General features: G+C 67.6%; 20 protein-coding genes. 6 read left to right on the top strand and 14 right to left on the bottom strand.

Going from position 1 to position 16,289, the window contains the following annotated elements:
- Positions 1–29: 29 nt before the first annotated feature.
- Both ACTWQA_RS49715 and ACTWQA_RS49710 read left to right on the top strand, forming a co-directional pair.
- Entirely contained in the window at positions 30–371 is a 342-nt protein-coding gene (locus ACTWQA_RS49715; RefSeq protein ID WP_443165826.1) for a hypothetical protein, read from the top strand.
- Between the two features lie 31 nt (positions 372–402).
- The gene (locus ACTWQA_RS49710; RefSeq protein ID WP_443165825.1) at positions 403–708 is read left to right on the top strand and encodes a hypothetical protein; all 306 of its coding nucleotides are present in this window, start codon (positions 403–405) and stop codon (positions 706–708) included.
- A gap of 16 nt (positions 709–724) precedes the next feature.
- Here ACTWQA_RS49710 and ACTWQA_RS49705 read toward each other — a convergent pair whose 3' ends face one another.
- The 9 genes from ACTWQA_RS49705 to ACTWQA_RS49665 form a co-directional block, all read right to left on the bottom strand.
- Positions 725–3,487 carry an AAA family ATPase gene (locus ACTWQA_RS49705; protein WP_443165824.1) on the bottom strand — a complete coding sequence of 921 codons (2,763 nt, stop codon included), beginning with the start codon at positions 3,485–3,487 and terminating at the stop codon, positions 725–727.
- A 161-nt stretch (positions 3,488–3,648) separates the two neighbouring features.
- Positions 3,649–3,867 carry a hypothetical protein gene (locus tag ACTWQA_RS49700; protein ID WP_305922860.1) on the bottom strand — a complete coding sequence of 73 codons (219 nt, stop codon included), beginning with the start codon at positions 3,865–3,867 and terminating at the stop codon, positions 3,649–3,651.
- A 104-nt stretch (positions 3,868–3,971) separates the two neighbouring features.
- The gene (locus ACTWQA_RS49695) at positions 3,972–4,412 is read right to left on the bottom strand and encodes a cupin domain-containing protein (protein ID WP_443165823.1); all 441 of its coding nucleotides are present in this window, start codon (positions 4,410–4,412) and stop codon (positions 3,972–3,974) included.
- A 123-nt stretch (positions 4,413–4,535) separates the two neighbouring features.
- Complete coding sequence (locus ACTWQA_RS49690; RefSeq protein WP_443165822.1) at positions 4,536–5,765, bottom strand: cytochrome P450 family protein; 1,230 nt, start codon at positions 5,763–5,765, stop codon at positions 4,536–4,538.
- Between the two features lie 262 nt (positions 5,766–6,027).
- Positions 6,028–6,495 (bottom strand): SRPBCC family protein, encoded by a 468-nt coding sequence (locus tag ACTWQA_RS49685; protein ID WP_443165821.1) that lies wholly within the window; start codon positions 6,493–6,495, stop codon positions 6,028–6,030.
- Positions 6,492–6,734, bottom strand: coding sequence for a hypothetical protein (locus ACTWQA_RS49680; RefSeq protein WP_443165820.1), 243 nt, complete (start codon positions 6,732–6,734; stop codon positions 6,492–6,494). The genes ACTWQA_RS49685 and ACTWQA_RS49680 overlap by 4 nt, the downstream gene beginning before the upstream one ends.
- Positions 6,735–7,007: 273 nt before the next feature.
- Complete coding sequence (locus ACTWQA_RS49675) at positions 7,008–7,883, bottom strand: sigma-70 family RNA polymerase sigma factor (RefSeq protein WP_443165819.1); 876 nt, start codon at positions 7,881–7,883, stop codon at positions 7,008–7,010.
- Complete coding sequence (locus ACTWQA_RS49670; RefSeq protein ID WP_443165818.1) at positions 7,880–8,281, bottom strand: VOC family protein; 402 nt, start codon at positions 8,279–8,281, stop codon at positions 7,880–7,882. Before ACTWQA_RS49670 ends, ACTWQA_RS49675 begins: the two co-directional genes overlap by 4 nt.
- Positions 8,282–8,563: 282 nt before the next feature.
- Positions 8,564–8,827 (bottom strand): hypothetical protein, encoded by a 264-nt coding sequence (locus ACTWQA_RS49665; protein ID WP_443165817.1) that lies wholly within the window; start codon positions 8,825–8,827, stop codon positions 8,564–8,566.
- A gap of 29 nt (positions 8,828–8,856) precedes the next feature.
- Here ACTWQA_RS49665 and ACTWQA_RS49660 point away from each other — a divergent pair, with 29 nt between their 5' ends.
- On the top strand, positions 8,857–9,072 hold the full coding sequence (locus tag ACTWQA_RS49660; protein ID WP_443165816.1) for a hypothetical protein: 216 nt from the start codon (positions 8,857–8,859) through the stop codon (positions 9,070–9,072).
- On the opposite strand, the gene ACTWQA_RS49655 is transcribed toward ACTWQA_RS49660, so the two are convergent.
- The 3 genes from ACTWQA_RS49655 to ACTWQA_RS49645 all read right to left on the bottom strand — a co-directional run bounded on the left by ACTWQA_RS49655 (position 9,038) and on the right by ACTWQA_RS49645 (position 10,379).
- Positions 9,038–9,475 (bottom strand): hypothetical protein, encoded by a 438-nt coding sequence (locus tag ACTWQA_RS49655; protein WP_443165815.1) that lies wholly within the window; start codon positions 9,473–9,475, stop codon positions 9,038–9,040. The genes ACTWQA_RS49660 and ACTWQA_RS49655 overlap by 35 nt on opposite strands.
- A 139-nt stretch (positions 9,476–9,614) precedes the next feature.
- Positions 9,615–9,986: a hypothetical protein gene (locus ACTWQA_RS49650; RefSeq protein ID WP_443165814.1), complete on the bottom strand. Its 372-nt coding sequence runs from the start codon at positions 9,984–9,986 to the stop codon at positions 9,615–9,617.
- 75 nt (positions 9,987–10,061) lie between these two features.
- Entirely contained in the window at positions 10,062–10,379 is a 318-nt protein-coding gene (locus ACTWQA_RS49645; protein WP_443165813.1) for a hypothetical protein, read from the bottom strand.
- A 480-nt stretch (positions 10,380–10,859) separates the two neighbouring features.
- On the opposite strand from ACTWQA_RS49645, the gene ACTWQA_RS49640 reads away from it, so the two are divergent.
- A complete protein-coding gene (locus ACTWQA_RS49640; protein WP_443165812.1) occupies positions 10,860–14,162 on the top strand; it encodes an AfsR/SARP family transcriptional regulator in 3,303 nt (1,100 codons plus the stop codon).
- 207 nt (positions 14,163–14,369) lie between these two features.
- Here the strand turns inward: ACTWQA_RS49640 and ACTWQA_RS49635 are convergent, their stop codons facing one another.
- Positions 14,370–14,738 carry a hypothetical protein gene (locus tag ACTWQA_RS49635; RefSeq protein ID WP_443165811.1) on the bottom strand — a complete coding sequence of 123 codons (369 nt, stop codon included), beginning with the start codon at positions 14,736–14,738 and terminating at the stop codon, positions 14,370–14,372.
- A 287-nt stretch (positions 14,739–15,025) separates the two neighbouring features.
- Here ACTWQA_RS49635 and ACTWQA_RS49630 point away from each other — a divergent pair, with 287 nt between their 5' ends.
- Together ACTWQA_RS49630 and ACTWQA_RS49625 are read left to right on the top strand one after the other, a co-directional pair.
- Positions 15,026–15,148 carry a hypothetical protein gene (locus ACTWQA_RS49630; protein ID WP_443165810.1) on the top strand — a complete coding sequence of 41 codons (123 nt, stop codon included), beginning with the start codon at positions 15,026–15,028 and terminating at the stop codon, positions 15,146–15,148.
- A 246-nt stretch (positions 15,149–15,394) separates the two neighbouring features.
- Positions 15,395–15,838, top strand: a complete 444-nt coding sequence (locus ACTWQA_RS49625; protein WP_443165809.1) for a hypothetical protein — start codon at positions 15,395–15,397, stop codon at positions 15,836–15,838.
- A gap of 198 nt (positions 15,839–16,036) precedes the next feature.
- Here the strand turns inward: ACTWQA_RS49625 and ACTWQA_RS49620 are convergent, their stop codons facing one another.
- Positions 16,037–16,183: a hypothetical protein gene (locus tag ACTWQA_RS49620; RefSeq protein WP_443165808.1), complete on the bottom strand. Its 147-nt coding sequence runs from the start codon at positions 16,181–16,183 to the stop codon at positions 16,037–16,039.
- Positions 16,184–16,289: the final 106 nt, after the last annotated feature.

The following is a 16,289-nucleotide window of genomic DNA, read 5'->3' as shown; positions in this document are numbered from 1 at the left end:
CCTTCATCCTCGGCATCCTCTGGATGCGGATGACCTCGACCGCGGGATGGGTGGGGCTGGTGTCCGGGACGCTGGGCGCGGTCACCGTATGGCTGCTCAACGAGCTGGGCGTCATCGACCTGCCCGGACAGGGAGCGGCCTTCGTGTCCGCGGGAGTGGCGTTCGTCGTGGACATCGCGGTGAGCGTCGTGGTCAGCCTGATGACCTCACCCAAGCCGGCGAGGGAGCTCAGCGGGCTCGTCTTCTCCGAGACGCCCAAGACGGTGCGCACCGATCCGGCGGCGAGCCGCCTGCCCTGGTACCAGGCGCAGGCGAAGCTCGCGGGCATCTCCCTGGTGCTCGTCACCGCCCTCAACGTGATCTTCCGATGACCGCCCTTCTTCACCGGAAAGGAGCCGCTACATGACCGACGACCAGCTCGCCACGAGCCGGCACGGCGCCGCGAGTGAAAACGCCGGCCCCCGCAAGGCCGGCGCCTTCGACATCCGCGTCGTCATCGCCGGACTGATCGGCTTCTACGGCACCGTCCTGATCATCATGGGGCTCGTCATGGACTCGGCCGCGAACCGGGCCAAGACCGGCGACGTCGCCAACCTGTGGGCCGGCATCGGCATGGCAGCCGCCGCCTTCGCGATCTCGGTACGCCTACGCCCTGTCATCATCGAATCCCCCGCACAACCGATGGAGTCCGTTGGGCCGCCTCGGTGAACCTCGTGCGCATGGGCTATCCGGTGCCCGGCGCCGCCTGGTCGAGCTCCGCGAGCGCGGTCTTCAGCTCGGCGCGACCCCTGATGCCGAGCTTCATGAAGACTTTGCGCAGGTGGTACTCGGCGGTGCGCGCGCTGATGAACAGCCGCGCGCCGATGTCCCGGTTCGTGAGTCCTTCGCGCGCCAGGCGCGCCACATTGAGCTCCTGGTCGGTGAGCTGCGCCGCCGACGCATGCACGCGCACGCGCAAGGTCTCACCGCTCGCGCTCAGCTCGCGTGCGGCCCGCTCGGCGAAGCCGTTCAAGCCGATGCCCGACAACAGCTCGTACGCGGCCCGGAGCTGCTCGCGCGCATCGGCGTGCCGGCCCTGGCGGCTCAGCTCCTCCCCGTACAGCAAGCGACAGCGCCCGACCATGATGGGAATCCGCTCGTACTCGAAGCGCTCGATCGCATCCCGGTACAGGGCCTCGGCCTCGTCGCCTTCGTGCAGCTGCGCCTCCGCCATCGTCAGCACGGCCAACGCCCAGTTGGTCCCCACCGGCCGCGTGACGCTCGCCAGTTTCTCGAACGCCTCCTCGGCGAGCGTGCGCTCGCCGGTGTGCGTGGCCGCCTCCACGAGCTCGAGCAGCGTGCGCATCGCGTGGCTCAGCTCGTGCGTGTACGGCAGCTCACGGCGACCGGAGGCCACCGCCTCGGCGAAGCGGCCCAGGCCGTTGTAGAGGATGGCCTCCCCGAAATTGATCGCACTCAGCCCGTACCCCTCGCCCCGCGCCTGCGCGTCGGGTCGGATCTGCTCCGCCAGGCGCTCCGCCTCGTCGGCCTGCCCTCGGTATGCCGCGAGGAAGAACCGCCCGTACTGCGGCAGCGGGTGGCCGGTGACGTCCTTGATGGCGTCGATCTCGTCGCAGGAGGCTTCGGCCGCGTCCAGCTCGCCGTCGACCGTCTGCGCCACCATCAGCAGGCTCAGGGCGATCGGCAGCACCGTCACTACGCCTTCGGCGCGGGCGAGCTCGACCTGCCGATCGGCGAGCGCACGGAGCCCGCGGGCGTCCCAGAGGTCCTGCGCGGCGCGGGAGGCGAACCACATCCAGTGCAGCTCAAGAGAGTCCGGGGCCTGCTCGAGGAAAGCGCGCTGCGCCCGGCGCAGGGTCTCGAGCGCGGCCTCCTGCCCTTTGGCGGCGAGCAGCGCCTGGCCGCGCAGGATCAGGTCCCGCGCACGGTCGGACTCCTCATCGGCGGTCGCCTCCAGGATCGCGTTCGAGACCGCGGCCACCTGCTCGGCGTCACCGAGCCGACCGCCGTAGATCGCGGCCGACAGCGCCTCGATGTAGGTGTCGCGGGCGAGCACCGGGTCGAGCCCTTCGAGACCCTGCGCCGCGGCGAGGAGGAGCCGCGCACCGCTGCTGTCGCGCCGCAGTGCGTATCCGGCGCGAGCGCGCAGCCGGGCGACGAGCGCCTCTTGCAATGCGGTGAGGGGATGGTCGCGGGCGGCGTCGAGCAGGCGCAGGGCAGCTGCGGGCGCGCCCGCCTCGTGCTTGGCCTCCGCGGCCGCGATCAGCCGCTGCCCGCGGCGGACCGGCTCAGGCGTCAGCTCCGCCGCCCGCTCCAGAAACGCACCAGCGGCGGCCGCGCCGCCGCGGGTCCGCGCACGCACCGCGGACCGATCGAGGTCGGCGGCGACCTCTTCGTCCGGGTGCAGCGTCGCGCTGGCGCGATGCCATGCCCGGCGATCCGGGTCGTGATCGACGCTGGTGACGTCGGCCAGCGCGGCGTGGACGCGCCGCCGGTCCTGCGGCGAGGCAGACCGGTAGACCGCCGACCGCACGAGCGGATGGCGAAAGCCGACGCGCGTGCCGACGACGAGCGCGTGGGCGTCCTTGGCAGCGTCGAAGTCCTTCAGGCCCAGTCCCAGTGCCGCGCTCGCACGCCACAGCAGCCCGGGATCGCCGGTCGGGTCGGCAGCCGCCAGCAGCAACAGCAGGCGCGCCGACTCGGGCAGCGGCTCGAGCTGCGCGACCAGGCTCTGCTCGATACGGCTCTCCAGCGGCATCGCGCCGATGAGAGCGAACCCGCCGGCGATCTCGGCCGGGCTCAGCGACCGGGGCAGCTCCCGCAGCGCCAGCGGGTTGCCGCGCGCCTCCTCGATCAGCTGGTTGCGTACCCGCCGGTCGAGGCCGCCGGGGGCCGACAGGCGCAGGAGCTCGCGCGCGTCGTCGTCTCCCACCCCTTCGACGACCAGCCGCCGAAGCCCGGCGAACACCTCGTCGACCGTGCGCATGGCGAGCACGATGGCGATCCCCTCGGCGTCGAGACGCCGGGCGGCGAACGCGACAGCGCGCGCCGATGCCTCGTCCAGCCACTGCGCGTCGTCGACGATGCACAGCAGCGCCCGGTCGCCCGCGGCCTCGGTGAGCAGCCCGAGCAGTGCGAGCCCGACGAGGAACGGGCTGGGGGCGGAGCCCTGGCGCAGGCCGAACGCCGCCTCGATCGCCTCACGCTGAGGGGCGGGCAGGCGCCCGGCCGAGCTCATCATGTGCCCGCACAACTGCTGCAGGCCGGCGTAGGCCAGCTCCATCTCGGACTCCGACGCGACGATGCGCTCGACCCGGACGTCCGTCGCGGCGTGCGCCTCCATGCGGTCCAAGAGCGCGGTCTTGCCGATGCCGGCCTCGCCGGAGACGACCAGCGCGCCGCTACGACCGGCACCGGCACGGTTCACCAGCGCGTCCAGCTCCGCCAACTCTCGCTGCCGTCCCCGCAGCGGCGCGGTCTCTGTCACGGTGCCACCTTCGCTGGGGTTTACCGATATATACGCGTTTGGCGGCCAGATCCTATCTGAGACATTGGCTGGAGGACGTCTCCGCCGACGGCAAGCCGGTCAAATGACCTTCGGGCAAAGCAGAAGGCGGAAACCGAACCCGGTTCCCGCCTTCTTTGCTTTTAACGTGCGGTGGTGAACAGGAACGCGCAGTCCTCCACGGCCTCCACACGGTGGCGGCGTTCGGGCATGACCAGCAGATCACCCGGCAGCCCGTCCCACGTGTCAGGCCCGGCGACCAGCCGCACCCGCCCGTGCAGTACGTGCACCGTGACCTCGCCAGGATGCTCGTGTTCGTGGATGTGCTCGCCCTGCCGCAACGCCATCACGGTCTGCCGCAACGAACGATCGTGTCCACCGTGGACAGTGGTGGCACTGCGACCACTGCCCGCCTCACGGGCAAGCGTGAGAAGGTTGCGAACGTGCGCTGTCAACGAGACCTTGGTCATGACTGCGGCGCGCGCCGGTCTCGCCGAGCCTCCAACTCCTCCGGGCTGACCGGGATCAACATGGGCTGCCCAGGCGCGCAGAACATCGTCACCACGAACGCCGACTCCTCATCGGCGAGGTGGTTGCCGTCCTGGTAGTGGATCACGTCCCCACCGGGCTCCCAGAACGCCTCACCGGCCCGGACAACCCGCACGGGGTCGCCTTCGAGCTCGAAGTTGATGGCCCCCTTGACCACGTACCCGTACGCGGGCCCGGAGTGCCGGTGAGGCGGCGCGCCGGGGCTGTTCGGTGGCAACGTGACCAGGAGCGTCATCGCCTCGGCCCCCTCCGGCGCAGGCGGCGCCCCCGGCACGGTGGCGACCACGTCGATCTTCGGCGGCGGTCCGCTCTTGTCGGGGTTCTCGAGGTGGTGAGCGTGAGCGTGATCGGTGCTCATCAGGCTTCCTTCGCGAAACAGTGGCCGGCTCGGATCCGGCCGTGCACCAGCTAGGACCAGACAGCACCCCGATCTGTGACAACGCCCCTGAACAGTGCGCCCGACGCCGGCGGCCGGGCCGTGCTACTCGACGGCGCGCAGGTACACCGGGAGTTCCTGGTGGCCGTTGCTGATGAGAGTGGGCACCGGCCGCAACGCGTCGGCCGGTACTGCGAGTGACATGGCGGGGAAACGCTCGAAGAGCTGACGCAGGGCTTCTGCGACTTCGAGGCGGGCCAGCGGGGCGCCGAGACAGAAGTGCACGCCGTAGCCGAACGCCAGGTGGTCCTTCACCTTGCGGGTGACGTCGAAGGTGTCGGCGTCCGGCCCGTGCCAGTCCGGGTGACGGTTGGCGGCCCCATACGCGGCGAGGATGGGGTCTCCCGCGGCGATGACCTGTCCGTCGGGCAGCTTGATGTCGGTGACGGCGAAGCGCAGCGGCAAGTACTTGATGGCGGGCTCGGCGCGAAGGGTTTCTTCCACCACGTCTTCCCAGGTGGCCTGGCCAGTGCGGACGAGGCGGAGCTGGTCGGGAGACGTCAGCAGCGCGAAGACGGCCTGGTCGATGACGTTGACAGTCGTTTCGTACCCGGCGTTGATCATCAGAATCATCGTGTCGCGCAGTTCGACATCGGTGAAGCCGGTGCCGTCCGACTCCTCGTCGCGTGCCGCGATGAGAAGGGAGGTCATGTCGTCGCCGGGGTTGCCGCGCTTGGTGGCGATCAACTGGTCGGTGGCCTCGAAAAGACGTGCGGTGTTGGCCTGGGCCTGCTCAGGCGTGAGCGTGCTGTCGAAGACGTTGTCGACGATCTGCCGGAAATCGTCCCGCTGGTCTTCCGGTACGCCCATCAGGTGGCCGATCACGGCGATGGGCAGCGGGAAGGCCAGTCGCTCGCGCAGGTTCACCACCTGGCCGGGGGGCACCGTGGCAAGGTCGTCGATCAACTCGGTGACCAGGGATTGGATGGTCGGCTTCAGCTCGGCGATGCGGCGTGCGCTGAAGGCGGGGGCGACCATCCGCCGTAACCTGCGGTGGTCGGCGCCGTATGCGGTGAGCATGCTCTGCACCTCGATCCACAGGGCGAGCGGCCACGTCCTGATCGTCTGCTGAAAGGCCGGGTAGTGAGCGCGGCCGTTCTTGGAGACGTCAGGGCTGGTGAGCAGAGCCTTGAGCAGTGCAGGGTCGGTGACTGCCCAGGCGCGCAGGCCGAGGATGTCCACGGGCGTGGCCGGACCACGAGCCCGCAGGGCCTGGTATTCAGCATGCCGGTCGGCACCCGTGGGATCGATGACGAACGGGAGAGGTTGGGACATGTGTCTTCTCCGTAAGGTCGCAACAGCGAAGCGGAGGAACTGGCTGCTGATTGATGACGGCGACGAGGGCGGGGGCACTACACACGATTGACCGGGTAGCCCGGGCTATGCGTGACAGGAAGCTCGCTGTGACGTGCGGGCCGCGGTGCCCGGTGCTGCTCACTGAAGACCCACGGATGAGCCGACGGCGACCTCCGCCGGCTGGCCGGCCCGTTGCTGGTCGCCAAGGCCGCTGTCACCTGGCCCGTGGTCGGTCGCCCATTTACGACTGGGCGGCCGTGTTCGGCGGCCGGGACCCGAGATGGCGGGCGATCTCCTCCTCCCACGACTGCAGGAAGTCCGGATAGCGCTCGGCAAACTCGCGCAGAGGCCCCTGGCCCTCTGGCGTGAGTGCGGTCAGGCCGTACGTGACCTGTACCGTGCTGCCGCCCTGCCCGTCCGCGTCCACCTCGACGGTGACGGTCCCGGCCCGGGAGCCGGGCGTTACCCTGGCGTACGAGACGCGCCGTCCAGGCTCGCGCTCGACCACCACCCAGATGGTCCGCTCGCCGTGCGCGCCGGTCTCGAAGACCGTGCCGGGGACGGAGTCGTCACTGGTCTTCACAGGGAAACGGGGCCGCCACCCGGCCACCCACTGCTCCTCGCCGCGCGGCGTGAACAGCATGAATGCTTCCTCGGGCGGCAGCGCGACCGCCAGCCGATCGGTGAGCGTGTACTGCGCGCCGCTCATCGCTCTGTCAGCCGGTGCGCATCGGCGGATGTCAGTGTCAAGCCGTACACGGCCTTGAGTTGCTCGATCTTGGCCAGGATTACGGGCGTGAATGGCGCCTTGCCATCGAAGGAGTGCAGCGCGATTCCCTCCACCAGGTCGCCAAGCGAGATGTCGAGGTATTCGGCCAGTCCCTTAAGTACCTTGAGCACGTTCTTCTCGAGCCGCAGGCCTGTCTGCGTGCGTTCGACTGTTACCATGGTAACAATGTACCCCCGGATCCGGGAAACGCGGCGACTCTGCTGCGCGTGAAAGCTCGCTCTCGGGGCAGATCCCGCTCGCCTGCGACGCCCTCCACAAACTCCAGTCCGGACGAACTGCGGTGAGACGATGAGTGTGCCCCTCAGGGTGAGGGGCACTGGTGCAGCCGAAGTCCAAGGTCGATACCGCTGCGGGTTCGTCGTGGTCGCGCAACATCGGTCGGTCGGCCCAGGATGTTGCACCCTGCACGGGCCGACCCCGACGACACCGGCTCAGGCCGGGGCGGGCAGATGGATCGAGGCGAGTTTGGCCGGGTCGATGACGATGTGGATGCCGACGATCCGGCCTTCGGTGACCGTGAAGGCGATGACGGAGAGAGGTGTTCCGTCGGGGCGCCAGGACATGTGGCCGGGGATGCCGTTGACCAGCACGGGTCGTTGGCGGGCGACCTCGCCGGAGAACATGCGGGCGCCGGCGGCGACCTCGGTGGCGCCGAGGGTGACGACCACGCCGTCGGGGGTGTCGACGGTCAGCTTCACGTTCGGGTCGAGGACACGCAGGAGCGCTTCGAAGTCGCCGCTGAGCGCGGCGGCGCGGAATGCCTGGACGACCTCTTGGTGCTCGCGGCCGGGGCCCGCCGGCCGGTCCGTGGCTTGGACCTTACGGCGGGCGCGGCTGGCGATCATCTTGGTGGCGTCGGGAGATTTGCCCAGGATCTGACCGATTTCGCGGAACGGGACCGCGAACATGTCGTGCAGGACGAACGCCAGGCGCTCGCTCGGGGTGAGCGAGTCGAGCACGACGAGCAGGGCAAGGCCGACCGAATCGGCCAGCGCTACCTGTTCGTCCGGCGCGGGGTCGTCGGCGGGCGTCACCACGAGGTCCGCAAACTCGTGCCCGTAGGCGGTCTCGGGGTGGGCTTGACGGGATCTCAGGAGGTCCAGGCTGATTCGGCCGACCACCGTGGTCAGCCAACCCGCCAGGTTGCCGATGGTCGCCTCGTCCTGGCGGACGAGACGCATCCACGCTTCCTGGACCACGTCCTCGGCGTCGGCGTGCGAGCCCAGCACGCGGTACGCGAGGGCGCGCAGCCGATCGCGCTGAGCTTCGAACGTCTCGGTCACGAGGCCGGACGGGTGGGTCGTCACGGCTTTCGCGGCATTCGCTGCTGACGGAGCGAGACCCTGTTACCGTCTGGGTCCACCGCCTCGATACGGACCCCGAACGGATAGTCCACGGGTTCCCACTCTTCGAAGGTGACGCCGCGCCGGCGCAGGATCTCGAAATCCTTCCGCAAATCATCGGATTCGAGGATCAGCGGACCGGGCGCGCCATCCTTGCTCACGTCGCCCGGCTGACCCGCGGCCGCCGCATGCGACCACAGGAGGATCTGCACCGGGCTATCGGGAACGCCGACGGTGAGGAACCGGCCGTCGGGCCCCGAGAAGTCGATCCGCTTTTCCAGGCCGAGTCCCTGGGTGTAGAACTCCAGCGCGCGGTCCTGATCGGTGACGTAGATCGTCACGTACATGATGTCGGTAAGCATCCTGTTCTCGATTCACTCGTTGGTGCGACGACCGTTCGTATTCGGTCGTCGCACCTATGACGAGTGCCGACGGGAGAAGGTAACAGGTCCGGTCCGCCAGACCGGTTACCGGGGGCGCATGCCGGTGTGGCTCGGCAGCGCGCGTCCAGGCCCATCACATGACAAACGCTGTCGCTACTCCCCAACGCAGTCGTGATCGTTCCATGGGGGCGCTCGCGTCGGTGAGCGTGGCGGGATCGCCCCGCTGCTTGGTTGCCCGACCCCAGGCCCGAAGAGCGTGGGTCAGTACCGCTCATCCACTGAGAATCCCCAGGACCCGGAAGCCGGAGGGTTGGCCGTGTAGTAGTAGCACGGCCTCGGCGTGGTCCACGACGACTTGTACTTGGGTCGCTCCCGTTCACAGGCGGCCTTCGTCTTGAACATTCCGACGAAAAAGTCCGCGTGCGCCGGGCCGGCCAGGGTGACCGCACCGATCGCCGCCGTTGCGGCCGCGAGAGCGATCACTCCGGCGCGGCGCAAACCGGGCCGACGGATGACCATCATCATGTGACTCCACTCAGATTCATCATCAGGACGTGGCAGAGCTCATTTCAACCCACCGTTTGAAAGGAACTGATGAAACTCGGACCGTCATCGCCGACCGGTTGTTCCGCTTCTACGACGGCTGCGCCGCCTCCCGCCGGCCCGAGCTGAAAGGCCTGGCCACCACGATCGAGACCTGGTGGCCAGAGATCACCACCTTGATTCAGACCCGCCTCAGTGATACTCGTCCGAGGATCTGCAGGTCATGATCGCGTCCAGGGCCATGCCCCCGCTCAGCACGCCTTGTACATACCCACATCCTGCGAGGTAGCTCCCTCGCCTGGCGGTCGCAGCAAAGACCGCTCCGGAGAACAACTGCCTGCCGGTGGGATTAGAGATCCGTGGTTGGACGCTACACCTGGTGGTGTTGTCACAGGTCTTCAAACTGCGCGCGGTTTTCATCGGGATGGTGTGGCGGTTGACGTCCGCCCAGACGATGATGCGGTTCTGGACCCGGTCGCATACGACAACGTACGAGGCGACGACGGCAGAACCGCTCGTGTAGATGCTGGAGACGTTTCCGCGGCAGTTGTCGCGGTTGGCGGCCTGTGCCGGCAGCGCTCCGACGAGCATGGATCCCGTGGCGACCGTCGCCACGAGGGCGACCCTCATGTATTTGTTCATGGAAAACCCTTTGCGATCGAGGGCGGACCGGCGCGGTGGTCTACCTGCCGACCGACGTGCCTTGCCGGATGCGGACTCCCCGCATGCCGTGCGGGTGGTGGACGGGGAGTCCGCCTTGCCGGGACGGTCAGGTAGTGAAGTGGAATACCCCATGTATTGGGGTGCCCCGCCCTTCCCAGTAGCTCCGGTATTCGGCCTGATAGGTGGCGTTCTCGAGAACGTTGAGGACCCTGCAGGTGGCGCCCGGATGACCGACGTTGTCGTCTCTGATGACGATGGGTAATCCGCTCCCGCCCTGGCGGGACACGGCCACTTCCACCCAGGCCCTCCCAAAGGTGTTGTCCGCCTGGAGGCACATCTGATTGGTGTCGTCGGTGTAGCGGACGGTCCCGTCGCCGATGTCTCGGATGAAATTCACAGCGAGGGCCGGTTGTGCGAGAACAACGCTCGCCGCCACAACGCCAATGCCGACGGTGACCGCTTTGATCAGGTTCTTCATTGCTCCTCATCCGGAAAGAGAAAGATTTCCCGTACGCCGCCCGTTGCACGGGAACCCGGCCATGTCAGAAAGCGATTAGCGGTAGAAGGTCTTGGACCCCCTGGACACCCAGGTGCCACGCTCGCCCCAGTAGGACCTGACGTACATGACGATCCTCGTGCCCTCAGGGACTTCGCGGCCCCCCACGATCCCGCAACTGGCGCCGCGGTCACCGTAGTAGTAGTTTTTGTCGTCCCAAAATAGGTTCGTGTCCACCTGACGGGCACCCTCGGTGTCGTAGGCGTGTATACAGAGCGTGTTGGAGCTGTCGGTGTAGGTGATGACCCCGTCGCCGACATTCCAGCGGTAGTCGGCAGCGGACGCGGGCTGCGCAAGAACGACGCTCGCAGTCACGACGCCAAGGCCTACCGCGGCGAATTTGGCCAGCTTGTTCATGGGCCTTCTGTCCCTTCCGAACCAGATCATTTTTGCTGGCGGATCGATCTAAGCCGATTTGTGAGTTTGAGGGGTAATGTCGCCCGTCGCGACAGCAGGCGTTCGTGCGGCCGTTGCTCACAACTCCTGGCTGGATCCTTGCGTACGCCGGTGGCAGCTTGGAATACGCCGGGAATATCCCGTGGTCACCGAGCTTTTTCCGGTCTTCCGAGGGGCCTAACGATCTCGGTGCCTGGGGCTGGTTGGCAGCAGTGAGTGGGATGAGCAGCCGGCTGTAGACCTTGGTGTAGCCGGCGGATGAGCCCGTTGAGACGCAGCCGCCGGATGCCGCCGGCGGATCGAGGGCCGGGCGGGAAGAGTTCGCAATGGTTTCTTGACCCAGGGGACCGACAAAACAGGCCGTCCAGGTTTACAGTGCGTCCCAGCCGAGGGGGCACGATGAAGTTTGGGATACTAGGTCCACTGGCGGTGTGGCGAGAGGGTGAGCAGCTCGATCTCGGCACGCCCAAGGTGCGGGTGCTGCTAGCGGTTCTGCTGTGCCAAGCGGGTAACCCGGTGTCGGAAGATCAACTGGCTGTGGCACTGTGGGGGAACACCCCTCCGAAGAGCGCCACCAAGAATGTGCAGACCTACGTCCACCGGCTCCGGCGGAACCTGGGCGACCGGGCTCGCGTCGTGCGGCAGGGCCCCGGCTATCTGGTACGGGTGGCCCGGGACGAGCTGGATGCGGCGAGGTTCGAGAACTTGGCTGGCTCAGGGCAGGCGGTGGAGGCCGCCGGCGAGCCGGAGGAGGCGACCCGCCGCCTGCACGAGGCGCTGAGTCTCTGGCGCGGGCCCGCGTTCGTCGGCCTGACCGACGTCCCGATGCTGGCCGCGGAGGCCGCGCGGCTGGACGAGGTCCGCCTGTCGGTCCTGCAGTCGCGGATCGCCGTGGACCTGAGGCTGGGACGCCACGCCGGGCTGTTAGGTGAGCTGACCGCGCTCACCAGGCAGTACCCACTGCGGGAGCGGCTGCGCGCGCAGCTGATGCTGGCGCTGTACCGCTGTGGCCGGCGGGCGGACGCGCTCGCCGAATACACGCGTGCCCGCAAGATCCTGGTCGAGGAGACCGGTCTGGACCCGGCCGAAGAGTTGCACGACATGCATCAGAGAATCCTCACTCAGGACTCCTCACTCGACCTCGTTCCTCGCGTCATGGCGACGATCACGGGCTCCCCTGCGGAGGCCACACGGGCCCACCGTGATCTTGCCGCGCGTCTGCCGGATGATCTGGGCATCGAGCCGAGCGAGAACGTGCAGCACGCCCACATGAGTGCCCTGTCCGCCGGCAGTCCCGTCCCTGCTACGGCCCCGATGCCTGAACCTCAAGCGGCCCTCCCCCCCGCCGAGTTGCCGCCGGACATCGCGGATTTCACGGGCAGAGACGACGAGGTGGCGGACCTCACCGAGGCCCTCACCAAACCGCGGCCGGGCACCGTCGCCATGGCCAGCATCGCGGGTCTGGGAGGCCTGGGCAAAACCACGCTCGCCGTGCACGTCGCGCACCGGATCGCGGGTCACTTTCCCGACGGCCAGCTCTACGCGGACCTGCGCGGCGCCTCCGCCGACCCTGCCCGCCCAGAGGACGTGCTCAGCAGGTTCCTGTTCGCACTGGGCATCAGCACCACCGGCATACCCGGATCCCTCGAAGAACGCGTTGCCTTCTACCGGAGCTGCCTGGCCGGACGCAGAATTCTCATCCTGCTCGACAATGTCGCCGGGGAGGAGCAGGTGCGGCCGCTCCTGCCCGGAGCTCCCGGCACGGCCGTGCTCCTCACCGGACGTGTCCGGCTGGTCGGTCTCGAGGGCGCGAGCCTGCTGGAACTCGACGTCCTGCCGTCGGCCCAGGCCATGGGCCTGCTGAGAAGGATCATCGGCGACGAACGCGTCCAGGACGACCCGGACGCCGCTCTGGAGATCACCCGGTTGTGCGGCCGGGTACCGCTGGCGGTCCGCATCTCGGCGGCCAGGCTCCTCGGCAGAAGGCAGTGGAGTCTGTCCCACCTCGCCGGCGTCCTCGGGGAGGAACGGCACCGGCTGGACGAACTCGTGGCGGGCGACCTCGACATCCGCGCGGGATTCGAGATGAGCTACCGGACGCTTCCCGCGGGCGCGCAGCGGGCCTTCCGGCTGGCCGGACTGCTCGACGCGCCCGATTTCGCCTCCTGGGCGGTGGCGGCCCTCCTGGACGTGCCGGTACGGCAGGCGGAACACGAGATCGAAACCCTGGTCGACGCTCATCTGCTGAACCTCACCGGGACGGACGAGACGGGCAGGCTCCGGTATCGGTTCCACGACCTGATCCGGTTGTACGCGCGTGAGCGGGCGCAGCGCGAGGATTCGGAACCCGAGCGCCAGGCCGCGCTCCAGCGGGCGCTGGGTGCGTGGCTGGCGCTGGCGGAGGTCGCGGTGGAGCACGTCCCGGGCCCCTGCTCCGCACGCATGCACAGCCGTGCGCCGCGATGGCGGCTGCCCGCGGCGGTCTCCGGCCCGCTGCTGGCCGACCCGATGGCGTGGTTCGGCGCGGAGCACGCCGCGCTGATGGCGGGGGTCGCCCAAGCGTGCGAGGCGCGCCTGACCCAACTCGCATGGGACCTCGCGGGGTCCACCGAGACGTACCTCAACGTGCGCGGCGTGTACGACGGCTGGCAGCGCATGCACGAGCAGGCGCTCGCGCTCTGCCGTGAGACCGGCGACAAACGCGGCGAGGCCGTGCTGATGCGCGGCCTCCTGGAGGTCACCACCTGGAACTCACCGCCCGGCCCCGGACCGGCGATGACACGGATGCGGGCCGGCGCTTCGCAGCTCCTCGGCCTGTTCACCATGCTGAACGATCCGGTCGGGATGGCCGACGCCTTGGCGACCCTGGCCTGGAGCATGACGGCCGACGGGAACGGTGGTGCACAAGCGCTCGCCCTGGCGGAGCGCGCTCTGCGGACGGCCGCCGACGCGGACTACCTCGGCGGCCAGGCGCGGGCCTATCACGTGATGGCGATCATCCACGGCGAGGACGACCCTCAAGGGGCGCTCTCGGTCCTGGAGGAGGCCACGAAGGTCGCCGAGGCGCTCGGCAATCCTCACTACACCACGACGATCACCCAGTTCCTCGGCGCGGCGAAATCGTTCTGCGGTGACATCGCGGGCGGCCAGGAACTGCTGGAGAGGTCCCTGGAAATGGCACGGCGGTTGAACTACCGCTATCTGGAGACGTTCTCGCTGCTCTACCTCTCGAAGCTGTTCGCCACAGTCGGGGACGAGCGGGCCAGGGCGACCGCCGAACTGACGCTGGCATACAGCGAGGACGGCAACTTCGGCCATTATCTCGCCGACTCGCTCAGCGTTCTCGGGCAGTTGGACCTGGCTGAAGGAGACCTGACCGCCGCCATCGCCACCCTCGAACGCTCGGTCCGGATGTGGCGGACCCGCGGCTCGATCCCCTACCTGGCGCGGACGCTCCGCGCCCTCGGCGACGCCCACGACGCCGCCGGCGACCATCAGACGGCCACAAACATTTGGAACGAAGCCCGCGAACTGTTCCGCGGGATCTCGCACGAGAACGGCGCGAGAACGCTGGACGACCGGCTCGCGCCTGAAGGGCAGCCTGGCTGTTCGGCACCCGCCGGTCCCCCGAACGGCCCAGCCACGAGCCACATGACCAGCAAAGACAAGATCACGAACGCTCAAACTCCTGCCATTCCATAAGCCGCAATCTAGTCAAATCAAACGCCCACTAAGGCGAGGGGAGAGGTCCTGGGCCTGCGCGACGGAGCTTTCCTCAACGGCACCGATTGCGCCCATGCCGGCGGGGCGGCGTGGTGCAAGGGACCGTGACCGGGCGGTGGACCGCGCCAACGCCATCCGCCCCCGCACCGTCCGCTGACCCGCGGCGGCGAGAGGGCGGATGATTCGCTACAGCAGCGGGGTGCCAGTCCCGCTCAGCCAGTTACCGTAGAGGGTGCTGGTGACTCGGCAGCGACCGGAGTAACAGACGTAGCTCACCTTGATGGACCGGTGCCTATAAGCCGACGGATTGAACTTGCGGATGACGCGTCCGTGCGTGCAAACGTCGTACACCTTTGCCTGACGTACGCCGTTCTGGTTGTAGATCTTCGTCATGCTGCTCGAGGTCGACTCAGTCTTCTTCAGCCGCTTGATGCTGTGCGTGTTCGGGTCGTAGGTCCGCGTCCCAAGGTAGTTCGTCCACACACCACCACATGGACCCCTGGTCTCCGACCAGTAGAGGTAGGGCCTGACCTCGTCGGCGCTGGCGGTCGACATCCCGCCGCCTCCGACCACTATCCCCAAAGCGATTGTCGCCGACGCCATGAACCGCGCGAGCCGTTGTCCTTTGCGCATGAACCTTCCCATCCCCGGTGTCGTCGCATCCTGTGGAGCCCAGAAGGTCAACTGAGTGACCGTCCGCCACAATGCCGTAGGGCGGTATATGCGCAGAACATCTTCGGTACACGTGACGTATCCCAGCCGGAGACCGGCTCGCTTCTCCTAGGTCCGAAAGGGCAGCCCCTCAGCGCCTCGACTCGAATCTGCTCAGCATTGACCAGCACGTGAATCCGACACTCGTCAGGCTCGTCAAACGCAAGCTCAAGCAGATCCAGCACCGGCCCCACCTGCTCGCCGGATGGCCTGCCCAGACCGGCCTCACCCTCGACGTCCCGGCAAATCCATGACCGACCCTACGAATTCAACCTGTGTACCGGCCAGATTCCAGAAATATTCCGAGCTCCATTACGCTCGCGTAAATCCGGCTCACCACATCGAAAGGGGTTCCAGGATGCGAAGCAAATTGCTGAGCGTGGCGCTCGCCACGGGAGTGCTCGTCATCACCCCAGGGATCCGTGACATCTGAGGTGTGGTTCGCTCAGCATGTGTTATCCAGCGACGTGTACTAGTCGGCCCCGGAAAGGACCGTAAAGATGTCGAAGGCGCAACAGAAGGCTCATTGGAAGAGTACACGGCAAATCATTGCCGTATCGGCTGCGGCCTTGGCCGCGCTCCTGGCCTTGGCAACTCCGGCACAAGCCTCAACCTTCACCCTGTACTATGACAAGCCCGCCGCCGCGGGCGGCACCTATGGCGGAACCGCGGGCTTCGTGGATCGGTACCAGAGTTCTGGCGGAACGGACAACAATGAAGTGTTCGTCCACGATCACCGTGACGGCTATGGGGTGCTGATAACGACCTCGAGCCGGCGGGCGGATGGAACGTGGACGGTTCGGAACTCCCGGTACGTCAATGACGGGACATCACGCAGCTGGAACGTCAGTTTGCTGGACGGCCCAGCGAGGTTCCATATCTGCATCTACGTCCAGGGCGGCGACCAATCCTATTGCTTCGACCGATACTTCACCAACGGCTGAGTCGACCACCGGGCCGCCGAGCAGATGACCACCGTGCCCGGGCAGCCACGGATGACGACGTTGAACTTGGTGGCCGCTGATCACATCCGGAGTGATCCGTTCGAGTTCGTCGGGGTTCCGTCGACCGGAGCGGGGCTGCGCTCAACCGGAGTAAGCCCTTTGATTACACCGGTTGAGCGCGGTGGACGCTCGATCGTGTCACTGCGCCGCTGAGCCACGCGCACGTACATCCCGCACCTGCTTGGTCAGGGTCGCGCGGCCGTCGGTCTGGATGGCGGCGATCAGGGCACGGTCCACGTCGTCCAGCAGACTGACGACTGGTGGTTTGGTGTGTGACACCCCCATTCGAGATCCCTAGCGTTGATCTCATGACGACATGGACACCGTTCTTCTTCATTGATGTCTTCGCTGAGCGCCCGCTGACCGGTAACCCGCTGGCGCTGGTGCCGGA

The organism is Nonomuraea sp. 10N515B (assembly GCF_052245915.1).
Lineage (GTDB): Bacteria > Actinomycetota > Actinomycetes > Streptosporangiales > Streptosporangiaceae > Nonomuraea.
The sequence above is the reverse complement of the archived record's forward strand: the minus strand, read 5'-3'. Positions and strand labels throughout refer to the sequence as shown.

Bases quoted from the DNA above. Each gene is read 5' to 3' on its own strand.
- ACTWQA_RS49715 (WP_443165826.1), top strand. From the start codon at position 30: ATGACCTCGACCGCGGGATGGGTGGGGCTGGTGTCCGGGACGCTGGGC.
- ACTWQA_RS49710 (WP_443165825.1), top strand. From the start codon at position 403: ATGACCGACGACCAGCTCGCCACGAGCCGGCACGGCGCCGCGAGTGAA.
- ACTWQA_RS49695 (WP_443165823.1), bottom strand. From the start codon at position 4,412: ATGAGCACCGATCACGCTCACGCTCACCACCTCGAGAACCCCGACAAG.
- ACTWQA_RS49690 (WP_443165822.1), bottom strand. From the start codon at position 5,765: ATGTCCCAACCTCTCCCGTTCGTCATCGATCCCACGGGTGCCGACCGG.
- ACTWQA_RS49685 (WP_443165821.1), bottom strand. From the start codon at position 6,495: ATGAGCGGCGCGCAGTACACGCTCACCGATCGGCTGGCGGTCGCGCTG.
- ACTWQA_RS49680 (WP_443165820.1), bottom strand. From the start codon at position 6,734: ATGGTAACAGTCGAACGCACGCAGACAGGCCTGCGGCTCGAGAAGAAC.
- ACTWQA_RS49670 (WP_443165818.1), bottom strand. From the start codon at position 8,281: ATGCTTACCGACATCATGTACGTGACGATCTACGTCACCGATCAGGAC.
- ACTWQA_RS49665 (WP_443165817.1), bottom strand. From the start codon at position 8,827: ATGATGATGGTCATCCGTCGGCCCGGTTTGCGCCGCGCCGGAGTGATC.
- ACTWQA_RS49655 (WP_443165815.1), bottom strand. From the start codon at position 9,475: ATGAGGGTCGCCCTCGTGGCGACGGTCGCCACGGGATCCATGCTCGTC.
- ACTWQA_RS49650 (WP_443165814.1), bottom strand. From the start codon at position 9,986: ATGAAGAACCTGATCAAAGCGGTCACCGTCGGCATTGGCGTTGTGGCG.
- ACTWQA_RS49640 (WP_443165812.1), top strand. From the start codon at position 10,860: ATGAAGTTTGGGATACTAGGTCCACTGGCGGTGTGGCGAGAGGGTGAG.
- ACTWQA_RS49635 (WP_443165811.1), bottom strand. From the start codon at position 14,738: ATGTCGACCGCCAGCGCCGACGAGGTCAGGCCCTACCTCTACTGGTCG.
- ACTWQA_RS49625 (WP_443165809.1), top strand. From the start codon at position 15,395: ATGTCGAAGGCGCAACAGAAGGCTCATTGGAAGAGTACACGGCAAATC.
- ACTWQA_RS49620 (WP_443165808.1), bottom strand. From the start codon at position 16,183: ATGGGGGTGTCACACACCAAACCACCAGTCGTCAGTCTGCTGGACGAC.